A 20,895-nucleotide genomic window follows, 5' to 3' on the forward strand; every position below is an offset into this window, starting at 1 on the left:
AGCGGATGGTCAGTGCAGTCCGGCAAGCCGGAGGAGCAGGGACTTCACTTCGGTGGCCTGGACTCGGCCGGTGAACGCGTGGGGGGTGGAGCAGAGGATGAGCGGACCTTCGTCGTCGCTCGTGGGAAGGCGCCCGTGGCTGCCGCGAATGGGTGAGGGGTCCAGGGGGACGACCGCCATGCGGTAGCGCATCCCGAGCTTCTTGCGGGCGACCGCTGTCACGGCCTTGACCCGGACGTAGGGGTCCTGGGGGTCCATGAAGAGCTCGACGGGGTCGTAGCCGGGTTTGCGGTGGATCTCGACGAGCTGCGCGAAGTCCGGCGCACGGGCGTCGTCGAGCCAGTAGTAGTACGTGAACCAGGCGTCCTTCTCCGCGACGGCGACGAGTTCCCCGGAGCGCGGATGGTCGAGGTGGTTGCCCTTCTTGCCCTCGTCGTCCAGGAGCTGTTCGATGCCGGGCAGGTCCGCGAGGGCTTCCCGGGTCGCGTCGAGGTCCTCGGGGCGCCGTACGTAGATGTGGGCGAGCTGGTGGTCGGCGACGGCGAAGGCCCGGGAGGCCATCGGGTCGAGGTACTCCATGCCGTCCTGGGTGTGGACCTCCAGCAGCCCGGCGCGGCGCAGGGCGCGGTTGATGTCGACGGGCCGGTCGACACGGGTGATCCCGTACTCGGAGAGCGCGACGACGGTGCGGCCCTCGGCGCGTGCGTCCTCGATGAGGGGTGCCACGGCCCGGTCGAGGTCGGTCGCCGCCCGGTGGGAGCGGGGGTCGTCCGGGCCGTAGCGCTGGAGGTCGTAGTCGAGGTGCGGGAGGTAGCACAGGGCCAGGTCCGGGTTGCGGGTGGCGATGATGTGCCGGGTCGCGTCGATGATCCACTGCGAGGAGACGAGATCGGCGCCCGGACCCCAGAAGTGGAAGAGCGGGAAGGTGCCGAGCTTCTCGGTGAGCTCGTCGTGCAGGGTGGGCGGCCGGGTGTAGCAGTCGGGCTCCTTGCGGCCGTCGGCGTAGTACACGGGTCGGGGGGTGACGGTCCAGTCGGTGTCGGCGCCCATCGCGTACCACCAGCAGATGTTGGCGACGGTGTACCCGGGGTGGGCGCGGCGGGCGGCGTCCCAGAGCTTGTCGCCCTCGACGAGGCCGTTGTGCTGGCGCCACAGCAGGACGTCGCCGAGCTCGCGGAAGTACCAGCCGTTGGCGACGATGCCGTGCTCGGCGGGGGTGGTGCCGGTGAGGAAGGTGGACTGGGCGGCGCAGGTCACGGCGGGCAGGACGGTGGACAGGGGTGCCTGCACACCGGTTGCCGCCATGGCCCGCAGGTTCGGCATGTGTTCCAGGAGCTGGGGGGTGAGGCCCACGACGTCGAGGACCAGGAGCGGGGTGGGGTCGGCGGTCATGGCAGCTCCTTGAGTCCGAGGTCGACCAGGAGGTCGCGGGCGAGGGTGAGTTCACTGGCGATGCCGTCGGCGAGCTGGGCGCGGGTTCGGGGCCGCAGCTCCGCCGGGAGTGCCTGCCAGGTGTACGTCTCGACCTCGAGGTGCCGCGTCAGGGGCTTTTGGCCGCCGACGAGCCGGGTCAGCACGGACTGGAGCACGGGGAGCGTGGAGGTGAGCGGGGGCGCCGGGGGTGCGTGCAGCGGTACGTGGAAGTGGGAGCGCCAGGGGGTGCTGTCGGGGAGTGTCCCGCCGGTCAGGGCCTCGTCGAGGTCGTCGGTCCCCCGCAGGCCCGCGGCGGTGAGGGTCCGTGTCTGGTGCAGGAAGCGCGGTTCGGCGAAGGCGGCCAGTGCGCTGCGCACCTCGGGCAGGTGGGGGTGCTCCGCGTGCAGGGCCGCGGAGAGCTGGGCCTTCGCGACGGGCACCCCGGCCGCGGACAGGGCGTCGAGTGCGGTGTCCGGGTCTTCGAAGGAGGTGGCGAGGTGGCAGGTGTCGACGCAGATGCCGATGCGGTCGTGGCCCACGGCGGTCAGGGGCGCGATGGCGTCGGCGGTGGTCTCCACGGTGCAGCCCGGCTCGGGTTCGAGGCCGATCCTGATGGACTTCCCGGTGAGTTCGGCGAGGGCGTCGAGCCGCTGTGCGAGCGTGGTGAGCGCCTTCTGCGCGATGCCTGCCGCCGTGGGATCGGCGGCGTACGGGGTGCGCCAGGCGATCGGCAGGGTGGAGATGGTGCCCTCGGTGACGTCGTCGGGCAGCAGGGCGGCGAGGAGCCTGGCGAGGTCGGTGGTGTGGGCGAGCCGTTCGGGGTCGGTCCAGTCCGGTGTGTAGACGCGGTACTTGACCTCCTCGGCCCCGAACCCCTCGTACGGGAAGCCGTTCAGGGTCGCCACTTCGAGGCCGCGGTGCTCCAGTTCGGTCCGCAGGGATCGCAGTTCGGAGGGGTCGTTGATCAGGGTGCGGGCGGCGTCCTTGGCGAGCCAGAGACCGATACCGAGCCGGTCGCGCCCGAGCCGTCTGCGTACGGGCTCGCAGTGGTCGCGAAGCTGGGCGCGGACTCCGTCGAGGGTCTCCGCCGGATGCACGTTGGTGCAGTACGCGAGGTGGACGACGGAGCCGTCGGGGTGGCGGAAGCGCATCGTGTCACTCCCCGCCGCGGAGTATGGAGTTGCCCTCGTGGAGCGGGTCGGGGGCGGCGATGTCGAGCTGGAGCCGGCCGCTCTGTCCGTAGAAGGCCACCGGGTTGCGCCACAGGACCTTGTCTACGTCGTCCTCGGTGAACCCGGCCTTCAGCATGGCGTCCGCGACCTTGCGGGTCTTCAGCGGGTCGCTCCTGCCCCAGTCGGCGGCCGAGTTGACGAGGATCTTGTCGGTGCCGTGGTTCCTGAGGATCGTGACCATGCGGTCCTCGTCCATCTTGGTGTCCGGGTAGATGGAGAAGCCGGCCCAGCACCCGCTGTCGACGGCGTCCTTCACGGTCGTCTCGTTGAGGTGGTCGAGCAGGACGAGTTCCGGGGCCAGGTCTGATTCGCGGACGACGTCGATGGTGCGGTGCAGACCGGCGAGCTTGTCGCGGTGCGGGGTGTGGACGAGCGCGGGCAGGCCGTGGTCGGCGGCGAGCTGGAGCTGGGTGGCGAGGGCGGTGTCCTCGGCCGGAGTCATGGAGTCGTAGCCGATCTCCCCGACGGCGACGACGGAGTCCTTGACGAGGTAGCGGGGCAGCGCGTCGAGGACGGGCGTGCAGCGGGGGTCGTTCGCCTCCTTCGGGTTGAGGGCGAGTGTGCAGTGGTGCGCGATGCCGTACTGGGAGGCGCGGAAGGGTTCCCAGCCGAGGAGGGCGTCGAAGTAGTCGAAGAAGCTGGCGGGCGAGGTGCGGGGCTGGCCGAGCCAGAAGGAGGGTTCGACGAGGGCGCGGACGCCCGCGTCGTACATCGCCTGATAGTCGTCCGTGGTGCGGGAGGTCATGTGGATGTGGGGGTCGAAGATGCGCATCAGGACTCCTCCGTGGGGGCGGGGGCGGGGGCCGTGAGATCGAGGACGGTCCGCAGGCCGACCGGGACGGCTCGGCCGGCCGCGGTGCGCTCGGCGGCGAAGTCGCCGAGCATGCGGGCGAGTTCGGCGTCGCCGCGGGCGCGGCGGGCGAGCTCGGCGACCGCCTCGACGGGGACCTCGGTGAAGAGGCACTTGAGGACGGCGTGCCGCCAGCCGTGCGTGTCGAGGTGGGCCGCGGCGTACGGGCCGACGGCCGCGGCGACGAGCCGGGTGTCGTTGGTGCGCAGGGCGTCCTCCACGAGCGGAAGGGCGGTGGCACCGAGGTCCAGCCGGTGCAGGGTGAGCAGGACGGCCCGGCGCTCGGCGGCGGTGCCCTGTTCGTAGAGCCTGGTCACGGCGGGCAGTCCGGCTCGGGCTTCGAGGAGCAGCAGTGCGCGTACGGAGTCGGCGTGTTCGAGTCCGCAGTGCCGGCCGGCGGAGGCGAACCGCAGCTCCCAGGGCGGGGTGCCCGTGTCGGTGCCGGGGTGTGCGGCGGCGTGCGCGGCCTCGGCGAGCGCCTCGTCGAGCCAGGCTCTGGCCGCTCCGCGCAGCAGGGCGTCGAGTTCCTTGCGGCTGGTCAGCACGCGGCGGCTCCGTTCGTGGCTCCGGCGGCCTGTCGCAGGAACTCAAGTGAGGTGCGGGCGAGTTCGGGCCCTGCGTGGGAGTGGCGCGGCAGCTCCACGACGGTGAGGCCGCCGTACCCGGTGGCGGCGAGGGCTTCGAGCACGGGTGGGAAGTCGATCTCGCCGTCGCCGAACGGCAGGTGTTCGTGGACCCCGCGCCTCATGTCCTCGATCTGTACGTGGCGCAGCCAGGGTGCGGCGGCCTTGACGCAGTCGACGGGCGGGGCGGGTTCCAGGCACTGGCAGTGGCCGATGTCGAGGGTGATCCCGAGCGGTTCCGGGTCGCCGAGGAGGGTGCGCAGATGGTGGAAGTCGGCGAGTGTCGCGAGGAGGTGCCCCGGCTCGGGCTCGATGGCGAGGGGGATGCCGGCGCGGGTGGCGGTGTCCAGTACGGGGGCGAGTGCGTCGGTCAGCCGCTGCCAGGCGGTGTCGGTGGTGGTGCCCGGCGGGGTGATGCCGCTGAAGCAGTGCACGGCGTGCGCCCCCAGGTCGGCGGCGACGTCGACGGCCCGGACGAGCAGCGCGGTGCGGGCCGCTCGGGCTTCGGGGTCGGGGTCCAGGAGGGACGGACCGTGTTTGCGTCGCGGGTCGAGGACGTAGCGGGCGCCGGTCTCGACGGTGACGCCGAGGCCCAACTCGGTGAGCCGGTGGGCCACATGGCGGGTGCGGGCGGCGAGGTCGGGGGCGAGGGGGTCGAGGTGCATGTGGTCGAGGGTCAGCCCGACCCCGTCGTACCCGAGGTCGGCGAGGAGCCCGAGGGCGTCGTCGAGGCGGAGGTCGGTCAGGCCGTTGGTGCCGTAGCCGAGGCGGAGGGTCATGTGGGGCTCACCTTCCGTGCGAGCGTGCGGGCGAGGGGGACGAGTCCCATGACGGCGAGCCCGGCGAAGGGCGCCCCGGCCCGGACGGCCAGCGCGGCCTGCAGCGGGATCATCGCCCGGATGCCGCCGCCGACAGCGCGCTGGGTGAGGGGCGGGGACGGGTTGAGGGCGGCGTGGAGCAGGGGTGGCGCGGCGGTACGGAGGTAGGCCCCGGCGAAGGTGGTGAGCAGGAGCCGGTCGGTGGCGGCCCGGGGGCGGAGGGGTGATCGGGGTGGTTCCTCTGCCCCGCCCGCCGCGCCCGCTGCCGTGAACTGCGGTGGGCCTTGGTCGCCCCTTCGCTCGCGTACGACGGCGGCGCCGAGCGCCATGGTCGCCGCGAGCGCCGCGAGGGGCACTGCCGTGGACCCGCCCTGCGCCTCGTGGCGGGAGACGGCGGTGACCGAGTAGGTGTGCCCCCCGAGCAGGAGTGCGGCGGGGAGTGCGGCGCGGGTGGCCCCTCGTTCCGCTGCCCCCGTCGCCGTGGCCGCTGTCGGTGCCGTCGTCGCAGCCGTGGCCGGACCCGTGGCCGTCGCGCCGAGCAGGAGGTCCAGTGTGCGGGCCGCCGCCATGGCTGCCGGGCCCGCCTTCGTGTGCTTCAGGTGCAGGTCGTAGGCCCAGACCGTGGCTGCCAGGCCGGATGCCACCGCCAGGGCGGGGCGGCCTGCGCGTGCCGCCAGGGTCAGACCCGCGGCTGTCAGGACGCCCGCCGCCGCCAGCGCCGCGCCGGGTGCGATCCGGCCGGACGGGATCGGGCGGTGCGGGCGGTCGACGGCGTCCTCGTCGCGGTCGGCCCAGTCGTTGAGGGCCATGCCCGCCTCGTACAGGCACAGCGACGCGCCGACCGCGAGGGCCGTACCGCGGGTGGGGCGCCGGCCGGCGGCAGCCGCCCCGGCGAGTGCGTCACCGGGGACGGTGAACAGGGCCGACACCCGGAGCAGTTCCGCCCAGGCGCGGAGGGGCACCCGGGCAGGGGGCCTGTCCGGTGCGGGCGCAGTCCCGCCCACACCGGACAGGCTGTCTGGTGAGCTCACGCTCCGGGTACGGCCGGTGCTCCGGACACTCCGAGTGCTCCTTGCACCGAGCAGTGCGGGCACTCCCGTCAGCGTCGCGAACAGCCGGAGCGGCCTCACAGGGCCGCCCGCAGCCGCTCGGCGAAGGCCAGCAGCACCGCGTACTGCTCGGACAGCGCGGCCGGGCCGCCGTCCGGGTCCTTGAAGTAGAAGCCCAGCTCCGGGCGCGCCCCCGTCAGCCCGCTCTCTTGGGCGCGGGCCATCAGCCGGGCCAGGTCCAGGACGAGTGGGGCGGCCAACGCCGAGTCGCAGCCCTGCCAGATCGTCTGAAGGATCATCCGCGAGCCGAGGAAGCCGTCGAACGCGATGTGGTCCCAAGCGGTCTTCCAGTCGCCCATCGCGGGGACGTCGTCGATGTGGACCTCGCCCTCGGGAGCCGCCCCGAGCGTGTCGGCCAGTACGCGTTCCTTGCCGGCGTTCTTCGCCGCCGCGGCGGCCGGGTCGGCCAGCGCCGCTCCGTCCCCGCCGCCCAGGAGGTTCGTGCCCGACCATGCCCGTACCGGCAGGGCGCGCTGCACGAACATCGGGGCGAGCACGGAACGGAGCAGCGTCTGGCCTGTTTTGCCGTCGCGTCCCGCGTGAGGAAGTCCGCAGGAGTCGACGGCGTCCTGGAGTGCGGGGCTGCGCAGCCCCGTGGACGGGGTGAAGTTGACGTAGGGGCAGCCGGCGCGGAGGGCTGCCGCCGCGTAGAGGGAGCTGGCGGGCAGGCGGGTGGCGTCCTCGCCCGGTGCCGGTTCGGTCGAGGCGACGTTGATGACGACCGTGCGGGCGAGTGCGTGGCGGCGGGCGAAGTCGTCGAGGTCCGCGGCGAAGGCCGTGATGAGTTCCTCGTCGGAGCGGGTGTCGCCGGGGAGGGGTCCCCCGGGGCGTATCTCGGCGTCCGCGGCGGCGAGTTCGGCCCGGACGGCGGACGGCAGTCCGTACGGGAGGACCTCTCCGGCCGCGAGGGCCTCGGCCCGCTTGGGCAGCGGGCAGTCGATGGTGTCGTGGCCGCCGAAGACCAGGGAGGTCAGGGGTGGCAGTCCGCTGTCTGCGAAGGGGGGTGTCTCGGTGACCATGCCGGTCGGCGGGTGCAGGCCCGCGGCGATGGCGGCGCACCCCGCGGTGGCGGTGGTGGCGACGGAGCCGCGTGCTCCGATGAACCAGACTCCGGTACGAACGGCATGTGCGGTCACGGGCTGCCTCCCTGGGGGGATGAAGAGGGGTGGAGGACGGCGGGCGGGGGAAGGTGTGTGAGCCTCCCCCGCCCGCCGTCGGCAGAGGGTGGCCGCCCTACGTGGAGGGCAGCTCCTTCAGCTGGATGTTGCGGAAGGACACCTGGTCGTCGGCCCCGTGGTTCTGCAGGCCGATGTAGCCGTCCTTCAGGCTGCGCACCGGGTCGGTGTTGGTGAAGTCGTTGATCTTCACTCCGTTGAGGAAGATCTGGAGACGTTCGCCCTGGACCCGGATCTCGTAGCTGTTCCATTGCCCGGGAGGCCGCAGGACCTGGTCACGGGCTTTGATGTTGGCCGATTTGAAGGTGTAGACGGCCCCGGTGGTGCGGTCGGCGGCGTCCGTGGCGTCGATCTGGATCTCGTAGCCGTTGTTCACCGCGGACCAGGGGTCGTCGGACTCCGGGAAGCCGACGAAGATGCCGGAGTTGTCGTCGCCCGCCATCTTCCAGTCGAGCTTCAGCGAGTACGACTTCAGCTCCTTGGCCTGGTAGGTCAGCAGCCCCATGCCGCCCTCGGAGCGCAGCTCACCGTCGGTGACGGCGAACCTTCCCGGGCCGCCCTGCTTCCAGCCTTCGAGCGTCTTTCCGTTGAAGATCGACCGGTAGCCGGTGTCCGGCTTGCAGTCGGCCTTCACCTGGCCGGTGGCGTAGCGCAGTCCGCCCAGCAGGTGCTGGCGCAGGGCGGGTTCCGCGTAGGACTCCTTGGTGTGGCCGAGGCCGGTGTAGAAGGAGCGGCCGCCCTGGTAGGCCTGGCACCAGGCGATGGGGTGGTCGCCCTTCATCTTCCCGCCGGTGTAGCTGGTCTCGTCCAGTGTGGCCAGGACCTGGGCCTTGTCCCGCGGGTTGGTGCGGTAGTTGTACCACTCGTCCGTACGGTCCCAGGCGTCGTCCAGGTGGGCGGTCGCCGGGTGGTCGTGGTTCTCCACGCGGACGGTCGCGGGCTGGATCTGCGGGTGCGAGTCGAAGTACGCGCCGACGAGCCCGCCGTAGAACTCCCAGTCGTACTCGGTGTCGGCGGCCGCGTGGACGCCCATGTAGCCGCCTCCGGTGGCCACGTAGTTCTCGAAGGCCTTCTGCTGGTCGCCGTTGAGGACGTCACCGGTCGTCGACAGGAAGACGACGGCGTCGTACCGCGCCAGGTTGCTGGTGGTGAACTGGCCGGCCTCCTCGGTGGAGTCGACGGTGATGTTGGTGTCCTTGCCCAGTTCCTTCAGTGCGGCGACGCCCGTCGGGATGGAGTCGTGGCGGAAGCCGCCGGTCTTGGAGAAGACCAGGACGCGCTTGGCGGTCCGGTCGGGGGCGCTGTTGGAGAGCTCGAAGTCGTCGACGTCGTAGAGCGCTCCGGCGCCGCCCTTGAAGACCAGGAAGAGCTCGGTGGCCTTCTTGGGTGCACCGCGCAGGGGCACGTCGATGTCCTGGAAGGTGTCCCAGCTGCCGGTCACGGGTACGGGCGCCGAGCCGAGGATCGTTCCGGTGGGCGATCCGGTCCGCACTTCCAGGAAGCCTCCCGCGCCGGCCGAGGAGACGCGGGCGGTGAGCTTGGTGGTGCCGTCGAGGATGTACGGGGTGAAGGAGATCCAGTCGTCGTTGTCGATGTCTCCGACGGTCCGGCCGCCGTGGGCGCTCGCCTTCTCCGGTGTGGTGATGCCGGAGGAGTCGTCGAAGTGCTCGGCCTGGCGGTGGCGCGGCTGCAGCTGGGCCTGGTCGCGGCCGGTGAGTGCGGCCTGGCCGCCGCCCCCGCCGTCGGTGTACGAGGCCGAGACGCCGCCGTAGATGTTGGCGTTCGGGTCGTGCCCGCCTTCCATCGCGGTCTTGATGGTGCCTTCGCAGCCGTGCTCCGTGGTGATGTCGTGGCCGTGGCTGTCGTGGCCCAGGGTGAACTTGATGACGACCTTGCTGCAGTCGATGGTGCCGTCCTCCGGGTCGGTGACGGTGGCCTTGAAAGGCACTTCGTCCCCGAACTCGAACTGCTGCCCGTCGGAGGGGAACTGCAGGTTCACGACGGGTGCGGTGTTGCCGACCGTCACATGGACGCTCGCGGCGCCGGTGCGGCCGGTCGGGTCCTTGGCCGTCACGGTGGCGGTGTACGTGCCGTTCTTCTTGTACGTGTACGAGGGGTTGGCCTCCGTGGACTTTCCGCCGTCGCCGAAGTCCCACGCGTAGGTGAGGGCGTCGCCGTCCCCGTCGGTGGTGCCCGCCGAGGAGAACTTCACCCTCAGCGGTGCGATGCCGGAGGTCTTGCTGGAGGAGGCCTCGGCGATGGGTGAGCGGCCACCCGTCGCGTTCTCGATGCGGTACACGGCGGAGTTCTCGTCGCCGCCGAACCAGTCGATGCCGTAGTCCAGGACGTACAGCGCCCCGTCGGGCCCGAAGGCCATGTCCATCACCTGGGTCCCGGTCCACGGGATGTCGTTGACGGACTGGACGGCTCCGTCACCGTCCTGCTCGATGCGCTTGATCCACTGCCGTCCGAACTCACCGGCGAAGAAGTCCCCGTCGTACTCCTCGGGGAACTTGACCGGTGAGTCGAGGTCCGCGTCGTAGCGGTAGACGGGCCCGCCCATCGGGGACTCGGAGCCCGTGCCGAACTCGGGCACGGACCCGCCGTCGTACGGGATCCAGGCGGCCTGCGCGGGAGGCAGGTCGACCAGGCCGGTGTTGTGGGCCGACTCGTTCTTCGGGGCCGCGCAGTCGAAGGCCGGTCCGGAGGTCTTCGTGGCGAAGTCGTAGTCCCTGTAGGCGTCGTTGCCGCCGGTGCAGAAGGGCCAGCCGAAGTTGCCGGCCTTCGTCACCCGGGCGAACTCGACCTGGCCCGCGGGTCCGCGGTTCGGGTCGGCGGCGCCGGCGTCGGGGCCGTAGTCGCCGACGTAGACGATGCCGGTGGCCTTGTCGACGCTGAAGCGGAAGGGATTGCGGAAGCCCATCGCGTAGATCTCGGCGCGGGTCCTGTCCGTACCGGGGGCGAAGAGGTTGCCCTCGGGGACGGTGTACGAGCCGTCGTCCGCGACCTTGATGCGGAGGATCTTGCCGCGGAGGTCATTGGTGTTGCCCGAGGTGCGGCGGGCGTCGAACGCCGGGTTGCGGTCGGGCCGGTCGTCGATCGGGGAGAAGCCGTCCGAGGCGAACGGGTTGGAGTCGTCACCGGTCGACAGGTAGAGGTTGCCCTGCGCGTCGAAGTCGATGTCGCCGCCGACGTGGCAGCAGATGCCGCGACTGGCGGGGATGTCGAGGACCTTCTTCTCGCTGGCGTTGTCGAGGGTGCCGTCCTCCTTGAGCACGAAGCGGGACAGCCGGTTCACACCGTCGAACTTCGCGAAGTCGGCGGCGGCGCCGGTCTCCGGCGCGTCGCCGGCGGGGGTGTCCAACGGCGGGGCGTAGTAGAGGTAGATGGCCCGGTTCTCGGCGAAGCCGGGGTCGATGCCGACCCCTTGGAGCCCTTCCTCGTCGTGCGAGTAGACGGGGATGGTGCCGGAGATCCGGGTGTTGCCGGCGCTGTCGGTGATGCGCAGCTCTCCGCTGCGGGAGGTGTGCAGCACGCTGCGGTCGGGGAGCACCGCCAGCGACATGGGTTCGCCGGTCTCGGCGACGCCCTTGGCGAGGGTGACCTGCTGGAAGTCCTCGGCGGCGGCCGGGGCGGCCGGTGCGTCGGCGGTGGCCGCGGGCGAGGACCCCAGGGTGAGGGTGGCGGCTGCGAGCAGTCCGCCGGTCAGGAGAGCGAGTGTTTTGCGGGCGCGGAGCCGTCTGCTGCTTCTGTGCACGTGCGTCCTCCGGAGAGTGCCGGTTGTACGGGCGGGTGGATCCGTACGTTTCGCGCGGGGACTGCCGCGCTCGTGACCCCGGGGCGCCGTGAGGGACCCGGGTTACGCGAGTCATGCTGTGTACACCTAGGGGACGGTAGACCTGTTCGTCCGGGACGGAAAGCCCTTACGCAGCACTCGGATCGGCCTTTTTCCTCTGGCAGGACAAAGCGGTGCGGGGGCAGGGCGAGGCGGCCCGGCGGCGGTGTGCGGATACCGCGGGCTGTGGTCGCCGGGCAGGCCCGATGCGGCGGCCCGCGTGAGGTGCCGTGCGGCACCTCACGTGTCCGGGCTGCGCGTCGGGCCTCCCCGGCAGGGGCGGAACGGGTCCGGGACGGAGCCCGGACCTCTCAGTCGCCGCCCCCGAACGCGGCGTCGAACGACGCGCTCGGCGGGTCGAAGTCGAACCGCTTCAGCGAGGCGAGCGCTTCCGGGGCACCGGTCAGGCGGTCCATTCCCGCGTCCTCCCACTCGACGGAGACGGGTCCCTGGTAGTCGATGGACCGCAGCATCCGGAACACGTCCTCCCACGGCACGTCGCCGTGCCCCGCGGAGACGAAGTCCCAGCCGCGCCGGGGATCGCCCCACGGCAGATGGGAGCCGAGCCTGCCGTTGCGCCCGTCGAGGCGCTTGCGGGCCTCCTTGCAGTCCACGTGGTAGATCCGGTCCCGGAAGTCGTACAGGAAGCCGACCGGGTCGAGGTCCTGCCACACGAAGTGGCTCGGGTCGAAGTTCAGCCCGAACGCGGGGCGGTGGCCGACGGCCTCCAGGGCGCGGTGCGTGGTCCAGTAGTCGTACGCGATCTCGCTCGGGTGCACCTCATGGGCGAAGCGCACGCCCTCGGCGTCGAAGACGTCCAGGATCGGGTTCCACCGCTCCGCGAAGTCCTCGTAGCCGCGTTCGATCATGTGCGGCGGCACCGGGGGAAACATGGCGACCAGGTGCCAGATCGACGACCCGGTGAAGCCGATGACCGTGTCGACGCCGAACGCGGACGCCGCGCGGGCCGTGTTCTTGATCTCCTCGGCGGCCCGCCGGCGCACGCCCTCGGGCTCCCCGTCCCCCCAGATCCGGGCGGGGAGGATCCCCTGGTGGCGCTCGTCGATCGGGCTGTCGCAGACGGCCTGGCCCACCAGGTGGTTGGAGACCGCCCAGCACTTGAGGCCGTACTTGTCGAGCAGCCGGTGCCGCCCGTCGAGGTAGCCGGGGTCGGAGAGCGCCTTGTCGACCTCGAAGTGGTCTCCCCAGCAGGCGAGTTCGAGCCCGTCGTAGCCGAAGTCCCGGGCCAGCCGGCAGACCTCCTCCAGCGGCAGGTCGGCCCACTGGCCGGTGAAGAGTGTGAAGGGGCGGGGCATGTGCGGGACCTCCTAGAACGGGACCGGTACCGGGGTGTGCACGGAGTTCTTCTCGGCGCTCTCCTCGACGGCTGCGAGCACCCGCTGCACCTGGAGCCCGTCGGCGAACGACGGTACGGGCGCGGCCCCTTCGGCGATCGTCCGCACCACGTCGCGGGCCTGGTGGACGAACGTGTGCTCGTAGCCGAGCGCATGGCCCGGCGGCCACCACGCCTCGAGGTAGGGGTGCTCGGGCTCGGTGACGAGGATCCGCCGGAACCCGGCCGAGGTGGCGGGCTCGGTGTGGTCGTGGAAGGAGAGCTCGTTGAGCCGTTCCAGGTCGAAGGCGAGCGAGCCCCGTTCCCCGTTGATCTCCAGCCGCAGGGCGTTCTTGCGGCCGGCCGCCATCCGCGTCGCCTCGAAGGAGGCCAGCGCACCGGAGGCCAGCCGCCCCGTGAACAGCGCGGCGTCGTCGACGGTGACCGCCCCCCGCGCGGTACCGTCCGCGGCGCCCGAGAGACCGGCCGAGGAGCCGGCGAGCAGGGGGCGTTCGCGTACGAACGTCTCGCTCACCGCCGACACGCCGACCAGCAGCTCGCCCGTCAGGTACTGGGCGAGGTCCACGATGTGCGCCCCGAGGTCCCCCAGCGCGCCGGATCCGGCGTGCTCCCGCTCGAGCCGCCAGGTGAGCGGCGACTCCGGGTCGACCAGCCAGTCCTGGAGGTAGGTGGCCCGTACGTGTCGCAGAGCGCCGAGCCGCCCCTCCGCGATGAGCGTGCGGGCATAGGTGACGGCGGGCACCTTGCGGTAGTTGAAGCCCACCATCGCCACCTGGCCGCGCGCCGCCGCCCGCTCGGCGGCCGCCACCATGGCCTCCGCCTCGGCCACCGTGTTGGCGAGCGGCTTCTCGCACAGCACGTGCTTGCCCGCGTCGAGGGCGGCGATGGCGATCTCCGCATGGCTGTCGCCGGGGGTGCAGATGTCCACGAGCTGCACATCGTCCCGGGCGATCATCGCGCGCCAGTCGGTCTCCGCCGCCGCCCAGCCGTGCCGGGCGGCGGCGGCCTCGACGGCCGTACGGTCGCGTCCGCAGATCGCGGCGAGAGCGGGTCTCATCGGCAGGTCGAAGACGTGTCCCGCGGTGCGCCAACCCTGTGAGTGGGCGGCGCCCATGAACGCGTAACCGACCATGCCGACCCCGAGCGTCGCCGTCGGCTGCTGTACCGGCGGCGGAGCTGCGGGCTCCTGCTCCGTCTCTTCCCTACGGGCCATGCGGACTTCCTCCTCGTCGGTGGTTCGGTGGCGGCGGCGGTGCGGGATCAGCTGAAGCCCGTCGGCAGGTACTGGTCGATGTTGTCCTTGGTGACCACGGCCGAGTAGAGGGTGAGGGAGGTCGGGATCTCCATTTCGGAGAGGCCCGAGACGCCCTTGCCCTGGCCGAGAGCACGCGCCAGGTCGATCGCGGACGCGGCCATCGTCGGCGGGTACAGCACGGTGGCCTTGAGGACGCTGTTGCCGGCCTTGATGGCGTCCATGGCCGACTTGGCCCCGGCGCCGCCGACCATGATGAACTCGTCGCGGCCGGCCTGCTCGATGGCGCGCAGCGCGCCCACGCCCTGGTCGTCGTCGTGGTTCCACAGGGCGTCGAACTGCTTCTGCGCCTGCAGGAGCTGGGCCATCTTCGCCTGGCCCGACTCGACGGTGAACTCGGCGGCCTGACGGGCCACCAGCTTGATGTTGGAGTAGTTCTTGAGGGCGTCGGCGAAGCCCTGGCTGCGCTGCTTGGTGAGCTCCAGGTTGTCGATGCCCGCGAGCTCGACGACCTTGGCGTTCGACTTCCCCTTGAGCTGTTCACCGATGTAGTGCCCGGCGTTGAGGCCCATGCCGTAGTTGTCGCCGCCGACCCAGCAGCGGTAGGCCTGCGGAGAGGCGAAGATCCGGTCCAGGTTGACGACGGGGATGCCCGCCTTCATGGCCTCGAGGCCCACCTGGGTGAGCGCCTTGCCGTCGGCGGGGAGGATGACGAGGACGTCGACCTTCTTGTTGATGAGGGTCTTGACCTGGCCGATCTGGGCGGCGGTGTCGTTGGAGCCCTCGGTGATCTCCAGGGTCACCTCGGAGTACTTCTCCGCCCGCGACTTGGCGTTGACGTTGATCGCGTTGAGCCAGCCGTGGTCGGCCTGCGGGCCGGCGAAGCCGATGGTGACGGGCTTGCCGGGCTTGTCGTCGGCAGCGGGCACGTTGGTCTGTGCTGCCGCCTTCTCCTTCGGCTCGTTGCTGGTACAGGCGGTGAGGAAGGCGCCCGCGGAGACGGCTGCGGTACCGAAGAGCAGTCCTCTGCGGCTGGTTTCTGGCATGGCTGTCAAACCCTTCATCCGGTGCGTGGCATACGGAACAGCGGGTGGGTGGTGAGGAGACGGGGGTGTGTCAGGTCTCGCCGTGGCGCGTCGTGCGGTGCTGGACCAGGACGGCGGCGACGATGATCGCGCCCTTGGCGATCTGCTGGACATCGCTCTGCAGGTTGTTGAGCGCGAAGATGTTGGTGATGGTGGTGAAGACGAGGACGCCCAGGACGGAGCCGACGATCGTGCCGCGGCCGCCGCTGAGCAGGGTGCCGCCGATGATCGCGGCGGCGATCGCGTCGAGTTCGTAGAGGTTGCCGTTGGTGTTCTGGCCGGAGCCGGACAGGATGATCAGCATGAAGGCGGCGATGCCGCAGCACAGGCCGGAGAGCAGGTACAGGTAGAGCCGCTGGCGGCGTACGTCGATGCCGGCGAGCCGTGCCGCTTCCGCGTTGCCTCCGACGGCGACCGTACGGCGTCCGAAGGTGGTCCGGTTCAGGATCAGCCAGCCGGCCACGGTGACCGCGGCGAAGACCAGGACCAGGGGCGGGATCCCGAGGACGTACGAGTCGGGAAGACCCAGGTCGAGAACGGAGGGCACGGTGACGATCTGTGTCTTGCCGTCCGTGATCTGCAGGGCGAGACCGCGGGCCGAGGCGAGCATGGCCAGCGTCGCGATGAACGGGACCATGCGCCCGTAGGCGATCAGGACCCCGTTGACGAGTCCGGCGGCCAGTCCGACGATCACGGCGGTGAACAGGATTCCCGCGAAGCCGAACTCCTGGGTGGCCAGCGTCGTCGCCCACACGGAGGCGAGTGCGACCATCGCGCCGACCGACAGGTCGATGCCGCCGCCGATGATGACGAGGGTCATGCCGACGGTGACGACACCGATGACGGACGACTGGGTCAGGATCAGCTGGAGGTTCCCGGTGTCCAGGAACGCCTCGGGTTCGGTGAGGCCACCGACTGCCACCAGGGCGAGGAGTACGCCGAGCAGCGAGAGGTTGCGGACGTCGGCGCGCAGGCCGAGTGCGCGCAGGCCACCGCTCTGCTTCGAGGGCGGCGCGGCGGAGGGGCCGGGCAGGGTCCCCTTGTCCGGCCCGTGGTGCTGCGCCGACGGTGCGGGCTGTGTCATGACGTCGGGCTCCCTTCCATGACGAGGTCGAGTACGCGGTGCTCGTCGAGCTCCCGGGCGTCCGCCGTGTGCACGACGTGGCCCTCGCGGAGCACCAGCACCCGGTCGGCGAGGCCCAGCACTTCGGGCACTTCGCTGGAGACGAGCAGAACGGCGAGGCCTTCGTCGGCCAGCCGGCGGATCACGGCGTAGAGCTCGGCGCGCGCGCCGACGTCGACACCACGGGTGGGTTCGTCGAGCAGGAGGACCCGGCAGCCGCGCAGCAGCCAGCGGGCCAGGACCGCCTTCTGCTGGTTGCCGCCGGAGAGGGTGCGGACGGCGGCGTCCGGGTGGTCCGGGCGCAGGGAGAGTTCGCGGGTGGCGGTCCGTGCCGCCTTCCGCTCGGCGCCCCGGTCGACCCAGCCGCCGCGCGAGAAGCGGGACAGGGAGGAGAGGGAGACGTTGCGGGTGACCGACTCGGTCAACAGCAGTGCCTGCGCCTTGCGTTCCTCGGGTGCGAGGCCGATCCCGGCGGCGACGGCCGCGCGGACGCTTCCCGGTCGCAGGGGTTTCCCGGCCACGGTGACCCGCCCCGCCGTGGGCTTGCGGGCGCCGTAGATGGTCTCCAGGATCTCGGAGCGCCCCGAGCCGACGAGTCCGGCCAGGCCGACGATCTCGCCGGGCCTGAGCTCCAGGTCGACGGGCGCGAACTCGCCCTTCCTGGACAGCCCTTCGACCTTCAGTACGGGCTCCGCGACGGCCTGTTCCGTCGAGTGCCCGGGCCGCTCGGGGAACACGTACTCGACATTGCGGCCCGTCATCAGGGCCACGACGTCGCGCGTGGGTGTCGACTTGGCGGGGAGGCCGACGGCCACGGCCCGGCCGTCCTTGAGGACGGTCACCCGGTCGCCGATGCGGCGGATCTCCTCGAGCCGGTGGGAGATGTAGACGACGGCGACACCCTCGGCGGTGAGACCGTCGACGATCCGGAAGAGGTTGTCGACCTCGTCGGGGTCGAGGGCGGCGGAGGGCTCGTCCATCACGATGAGCCGTACGTCGTGGGAGAGCGCCCGCGCCATGGAGACGATCTGCTGGTGGGCGGCGGAGAGGTCGCCGACCTCACGGGCGGGGTCGATCTCCGGGTGGCCGAGGCGCGCGAGCAGTTCGGCGGCCGCGGTGCGGCCCTCGCGGGTGCGGACCACGAAGCCCGCGGAGGTCGGCTCATGGCCGAGGAAGATGTTCTCGGCGACCGACAGCCCCTCGACCAGGTCGAGTTCCTGGTAGATGGTCGCGATTCCGAGGCGCATGGCGGCGATGGGCGAGGAGAGCGAGACGGGCTCGCCGCGCCAGGTGATGGCGCCGCCGTCGGGCTGGTGGGCCCCGGCCAGCACCTTGATGAGGGTGGACTTGCCGGCGCCGTTCTGGCCGAGGAGGCAGTGGACTTCGCCGGCCTGGACCTCGAGGTCCACACCGTCGAGGGCGCGCACGCCGGGGAAGGACTTGGTGATGCCTGACATCGTGAGCAGGGGTGGTTCGGGTGCCATGACGATCCCCTCGGCGAACGGGGTCTCCCCTGCTCGGCGGGGCCGAGAGCTCGGGGAAGGCCGGTGAGCGGGCAGGGCGCAGTGCCGGCGGTGCCGTACTGCTGACGGAACTGCTGGGCGGGGTGCTGCGGGCAGAGCTCGGAACGGGCTGTTACGGGGGTGACTGCGGAGCGCTTGGTGAGCGGCGCACCGGCCCGGACATCAGGCCGGCGAGAACAGGTGGTCGCTGATGAGCCTGGCCGCGCCGATCACTCCGGCGGTCGGCCCCAGTTCACCGAGCACGATGGGGAGGTTGCCGGTGGCCAGCGGCAGGGACTGCCGGTAGACCTGGGTCCGGACGCTGGCCAGAAGGTTGTGGCCGAGCCCGGTCACCCCGCCGCCGATCACGACGAGGCCCGGGTTGAAGAAGCTGACGAGTCCCGCGATGACCTGGCCGACGCGGTTTCCGCCTTCGCGGATCAGGTCCAGCGCGGTGGGATCACCGGCTGCGGCGGCGGCGGCCACATCGATGGCCGTGAGTCTTCCGGCGGCGTCCAGCCTGGCCGCCAGTTCCGCGGACTGCCCCGCGCGCGCCGCGTCCTCCGCGTCGCGTGCGAGGGCCGCACCGCTGAAGTGGGCTTCCAGGCAGCCCCGGTTGCCGCACGCGCAGGCGCGTCCGTCGGGTTCCACCTGGATGTGCCCGATGTCGCCGGCGCTGCCCGTCGTACCGCGGTAGACCTCTCCGCCGACGACGATGCCGCAGCCGATGCCCGTACCGATCTTGACGCAGAGGAAGTCGCCGACGGAGCGTGCGACGCCCGCGTGCTGCTCCCCCATGGCCATCAGGTTCACGTCGTTGTCGACCATGACGGGGCAGCCCAGTTCCTGGCTGAGTGCCTCGCGGACCGGGAAGCCGTCCCAGCCCGGCATGATCGGCGGTGCGACCGGGACGCCCTCGGGGAAGCGGACCGGTCCCGGTACGCCGATGCCTGCGCCGTCGAACCCTTCGGCGAGCCCGGAGGCCCGCAGCTTGGAGGCCATCTCCAGCACCTGCTCGAAGACGGCGACGGGTCCCTCGCGTACGTCCATGGGGTGGTTGAGGTGGCCGAGCACCTCCAGTTCGGCGTTGGTGACGGCCACGTCGATGGAGGTGGCACCGATGTCGACGCCGAGGAATCGCAGTGCGGGAGCGAGCCGGATGTTGTGCGAACGGCGTCCGCCGCGTGAGGCGGCGAGTCCGTCGGCGACGACGAGTCCGGTCTCCAGCAGCCGGTCCACCTCGACGGCGAGCTTGGAGCGGGAGAGGTCGACTTGGTCACCCAGCTGCGCACGGGAGTTGGGACCGCCGTCGCGCAACAGCCGCAGCAATCGCGCCTGATGGGCGTTTGCGGGTCGTGCCGTCATCCGTCTCACGCGTCCCTCCCCGCCACATCGGCCAGTCCGTCGGGCTTTCGAGGGGAACGTAGCAGCGCTTTCCCCGAGTGGGAAGAAGTTGAGCATGAATCCACTCCAACTTTCTCCACACCGAGGACAAAGGTGTCCGGAGGTGCCGCCCGGCAGAGGTCACCGGCAGCCGCCGGCGGGGGTGGCCCGGCGTCGGGGACGGGCCCTGGAGCAGCAAAAAGGCCGGGGCGGTCGACCCCGGCCTTCTTCCCGTGCGCGACGGTCAGTTCTTCTCGCGCTCGTGGTACGTCTTGCGCGTGTGCTCCGTGTGCGCCCGCATGATCTCGGTCGCCCGCTGTCCGTCCCGCGAGGAGATGGCCGCGATCAGCGAGCGGTGCTCGATCCAGGAGCGGGTGCCACGCTGGCGGGCCACCGGCGTGTAGTACCAGCGGACCCGGCGGTCGACCTGCGCGGCCAGTTCGGAGAGGACGACGTTGCCGGCCAGCTCCATCACCTTGGCGTGGAAGGCGGCGTTCGTGGCGACGGCGAGGTCCACGTCGTCGTCGGCGACGGCCCGCTCCCCCTTGACGCAGAGCGCTTCGAGGGCCTCGATGCCCGCACTCCCGGAGTTGGCCGCGGCCAGCCGGGCCGCCTCGGCCTCCAGGAGCGTGCGGACCGAGAGCAGCTGGTCCGCCTCCTCCTCGGTGGGTTCGTGGACGAAGGCGCCCTGCGCGGGCCGCAGGTCCACCCAGCCCTCGGTGTTGAGTCGCTGGAGCGCCTCGCGCACCGGCTGTCGCGATACCCCGAGGTGCCCGGCCAGTTCACTCTCGATGAGGTGCTGACCGGGGCCGAGCGCACGCGTGGTGATCAGTTCGAGCAGCGCCTCGTAGACACGCTCGCGCAGCGGCCCTGGCCGATCCAGCTTCGGCACCGTTCCTTGCGGCAGTCCTGCGGACAACATCGCGGTTCCCCCTCCGGGCGCCGGGCAATTGCCTATCGTCTACAGTCTACCGAGCACAATGCGATTCAGGGGCAGCGGATCACTTGACCCGCATAAGAGAGGTTTCCTCCGAAGCCGAAGAGCAGGGCCGGAGCACCGCTCTCGACCTCCCCGCGCTCGACCAGCTTGGACAGGGCCATCGGGATCGACGCGGCGGACGTATTGCCGGAATCCACAACATCCCGGGCGATGACCGCGTTGACCGCGCCGATCTTCCTGGCGACGGGTTCGATGATCCTCAGATTGGCCTGGTGCAGCACCACGGCGGCCAGGTCCTCGACGGTGACGCCGGCCTTCTCGCAGACCTTGCGGGCGATGGGCGGCAGCTGCGTGGTGGCCCAGCGGTAGACGGACTGCCCCTCCTGCGCGAACCGCGAAGGCGTCCCCTCGATCCGCACCGCGTTGCCCATTTCGGGCACCGAACCCCACAGGACCGGGCCGATCCCGGGCCGGTCCCCGGCATCCGGGTCGGCGACGACGACGGCGGCGCCCGCACCGTCACCCATCAGGACACAGGTGGAACGGTCGGTCCAGTCGACGATGTCGCCCATCTTGTCCGCACCGATGACCAGGGCGCGGGTGGCGGCTCCCGCGCGGATGGCGTGGTCGGCGGTGGCCAGCGCGTGCGTGAAACCCGAGCAGACCACGTTGATGTCCATCACCGCGGGCGAACCCATGCCCAGACGGGCGGCGACCCTGGCCGACATGCTCGGCGAGCGGTCGATCGCGGTGGAGGTGGCGACGAGGACCAGATCGATGTCGGCGGGCTGCAGGCCGGCCGTGGCCAGCGCCTTGGCAGCCGCGTGCGCGGCCAGCTCGTCCACGGGCTCGTCGGGGCCCCCCACGTGCCGGGTCCGGATGCCGACCCGGCTGGTGATCCACTCGTCGCTGGTGTCCACCATGGCGGCCAGGTCGTGGTTGGTGAGCACCTTGGCGGGCTGATAGTGGCCGAGCGCCACGACACGTGAGCCGGTCATGTACGGGTTCCCCTCGCTACGTATGGCAGGAACTATCCAGTCTTGGTTGCTACCGATCGGTACAAGGGCACGTAACCCCACAGATATATGGGCCGGAGCTTGGAGCGTCTCGAACGGCTCCCCGGGAACTTACGCACCTACCGCTGCGCACCCACCGTAACCCCGACGGACAAGTCACCCGCTGTCATGAGTATTGACCCTGC

General features: G+C 71.2%; 16 protein-coding genes. All 16 read right to left on the reverse strand.

Annotated features, from left to right (window positions below):
* Positions 1-9: 9 nt before the first annotated feature.
* Positions 10-1,392: an alkaline phosphatase family protein gene (locus OG257_RS06925; protein ID WP_329205688.1), complete on the reverse strand. Its 1,383-nt coding sequence runs from the start codon at positions 1,390-1,392 to the stop codon at positions 10-12.
* On the reverse strand, positions 1,389-2,564 hold the full coding sequence (eboE, locus tag OG257_RS06930) for a metabolite traffic protein EboE (protein WP_329205690.1): 1,176 nt from the start codon (positions 2,562-2,564) through the stop codon (positions 1,389-1,391). The genes OG257_RS06925 and eboE overlap by 4 nt, the downstream gene beginning before the upstream one ends.
* Before the next feature lie 4 nt (positions 2,565-2,568).
* A complete protein-coding gene (locus OG257_RS06935) occupies positions 2,569-3,417 on the reverse strand; it encodes a TatD family hydrolase (protein WP_329205691.1) in 849 nt (282 codons plus the stop codon).
* The gene (locus tag OG257_RS06940) at positions 3,417-4,040 is read right to left on the reverse strand and encodes an EboA domain-containing protein (protein ID WP_329205693.1); all 624 of its coding nucleotides are present in this window, start codon (positions 4,038-4,040) and stop codon (positions 3,417-3,419) included. The genes OG257_RS06935 and OG257_RS06940 overlap by 1 nt, the downstream gene beginning before the upstream one ends.
* Entirely contained in the window at positions 4,034-4,897 is an 864-nt protein-coding gene (locus OG257_RS06945; RefSeq protein WP_329205695.1) for a sugar phosphate isomerase/epimerase family protein, read from the reverse strand. Before OG257_RS06945 ends, OG257_RS06940 begins: the two co-directional genes overlap by 7 nt.
* Positions 4,894-6,066 carry an SCO3242 family prenyltransferase gene (locus OG257_RS06950; RefSeq protein ID WP_443054318.1) on the reverse strand — a complete coding sequence of 391 codons (1,173 nt, stop codon included), beginning with the start codon at positions 6,064-6,066 and terminating at the stop codon, positions 4,894-4,896. The genes OG257_RS06945 and OG257_RS06950 overlap by 4 nt, the downstream gene beginning before the upstream one ends.
* On the reverse strand, positions 6,063-7,181 hold the full coding sequence (locus OG257_RS06955; protein ID WP_329205697.1) for an inositol-3-phosphate synthase: 1,119 nt from the start codon (positions 7,179-7,181) through the stop codon (positions 6,063-6,065). Before OG257_RS06955 ends, OG257_RS06950 begins: the two co-directional genes overlap by 4 nt.
* Positions 7,182-7,278: 97 nt before the next feature.
* Positions 7,279-10,977: a ThuA domain-containing protein gene (locus tag OG257_RS06960; RefSeq protein ID WP_329205700.1), complete on the reverse strand. Its 3,699-nt coding sequence runs from the start codon at positions 10,975-10,977 to the stop codon at positions 7,279-7,281.
* Positions 10,978-11,366: 389 nt separating this feature from the next.
* Positions 11,367-12,371 (reverse strand): sugar phosphate isomerase/epimerase family protein, encoded by a 1,005-nt coding sequence (locus OG257_RS06965; protein ID WP_329205702.1) that lies wholly within the window; start codon positions 12,369-12,371, stop codon positions 11,367-11,369.
* 12 nt (positions 12,372-12,383) lie between these two features.
* A complete protein-coding gene (locus tag OG257_RS06970; protein ID WP_329205703.1) occupies positions 12,384-13,622 on the reverse strand; it encodes a Gfo/Idh/MocA family protein in 1,239 nt (412 codons plus the stop codon).
* A 47-nt stretch (positions 13,623-13,669) separates the two neighbouring features.
* Positions 13,670-14,707, reverse strand: a complete 1,038-nt coding sequence (locus OG257_RS06975; protein WP_329205705.1) for a substrate-binding domain-containing protein — start codon at positions 14,705-14,707, stop codon at positions 13,670-13,672.
* 70 nt (positions 14,708-14,777) lie between these two features.
* A complete protein-coding gene (locus OG257_RS06980) occupies positions 14,778-15,830 on the reverse strand; it encodes an ABC transporter permease (RefSeq protein ID WP_329205706.1) in 1,053 nt (350 codons plus the stop codon).
* Positions 15,827-17,353 carry a sugar ABC transporter ATP-binding protein gene (locus OG257_RS06985; RefSeq protein ID WP_329205707.1) on the reverse strand — a complete coding sequence of 509 codons (1,527 nt, stop codon included), beginning with the start codon at positions 17,351-17,353 and terminating at the stop codon, positions 15,827-15,829. The genes OG257_RS06980 and OG257_RS06985 overlap by 4 nt, the downstream gene beginning before the upstream one ends.
* 201 nt (positions 17,354-17,554) lie before the next feature.
* Complete coding sequence (locus OG257_RS06990) at positions 17,555-18,736, reverse strand: ROK family transcriptional regulator (protein ID WP_329205708.1); 1,182 nt, start codon at positions 18,734-18,736, stop codon at positions 17,555-17,557.
* 262 nt (positions 18,737-18,998) lie between these two features.
* The gene (locus OG257_RS06995) at positions 18,999-19,676 is read right to left on the reverse strand and encodes a GntR family transcriptional regulator (protein WP_329205709.1); all 678 of its coding nucleotides are present in this window, start codon (positions 19,674-19,676) and stop codon (positions 18,999-19,001) included.
* A 65-nt stretch (positions 19,677-19,741) separates the two neighbouring features.
* A complete protein-coding gene (locus tag OG257_RS07000; protein ID WP_329205710.1) occupies positions 19,742-20,692 on the reverse strand; it encodes a beta-ketoacyl-ACP synthase III in 951 nt (316 codons plus the stop codon).
* Between the last annotated feature and the right edge of the window lie 203 nt (positions 20,693-20,895).

Origin of the sequence: Streptomyces sp. NBC_00683 (assembly GCF_036226745.1) — a bacterium.
In the GTDB taxonomy this organism is placed as follows: domain Bacteria; phylum Actinomycetota; class Actinomycetes; order Streptomycetales; family Streptomycetaceae; genus Streptomyces.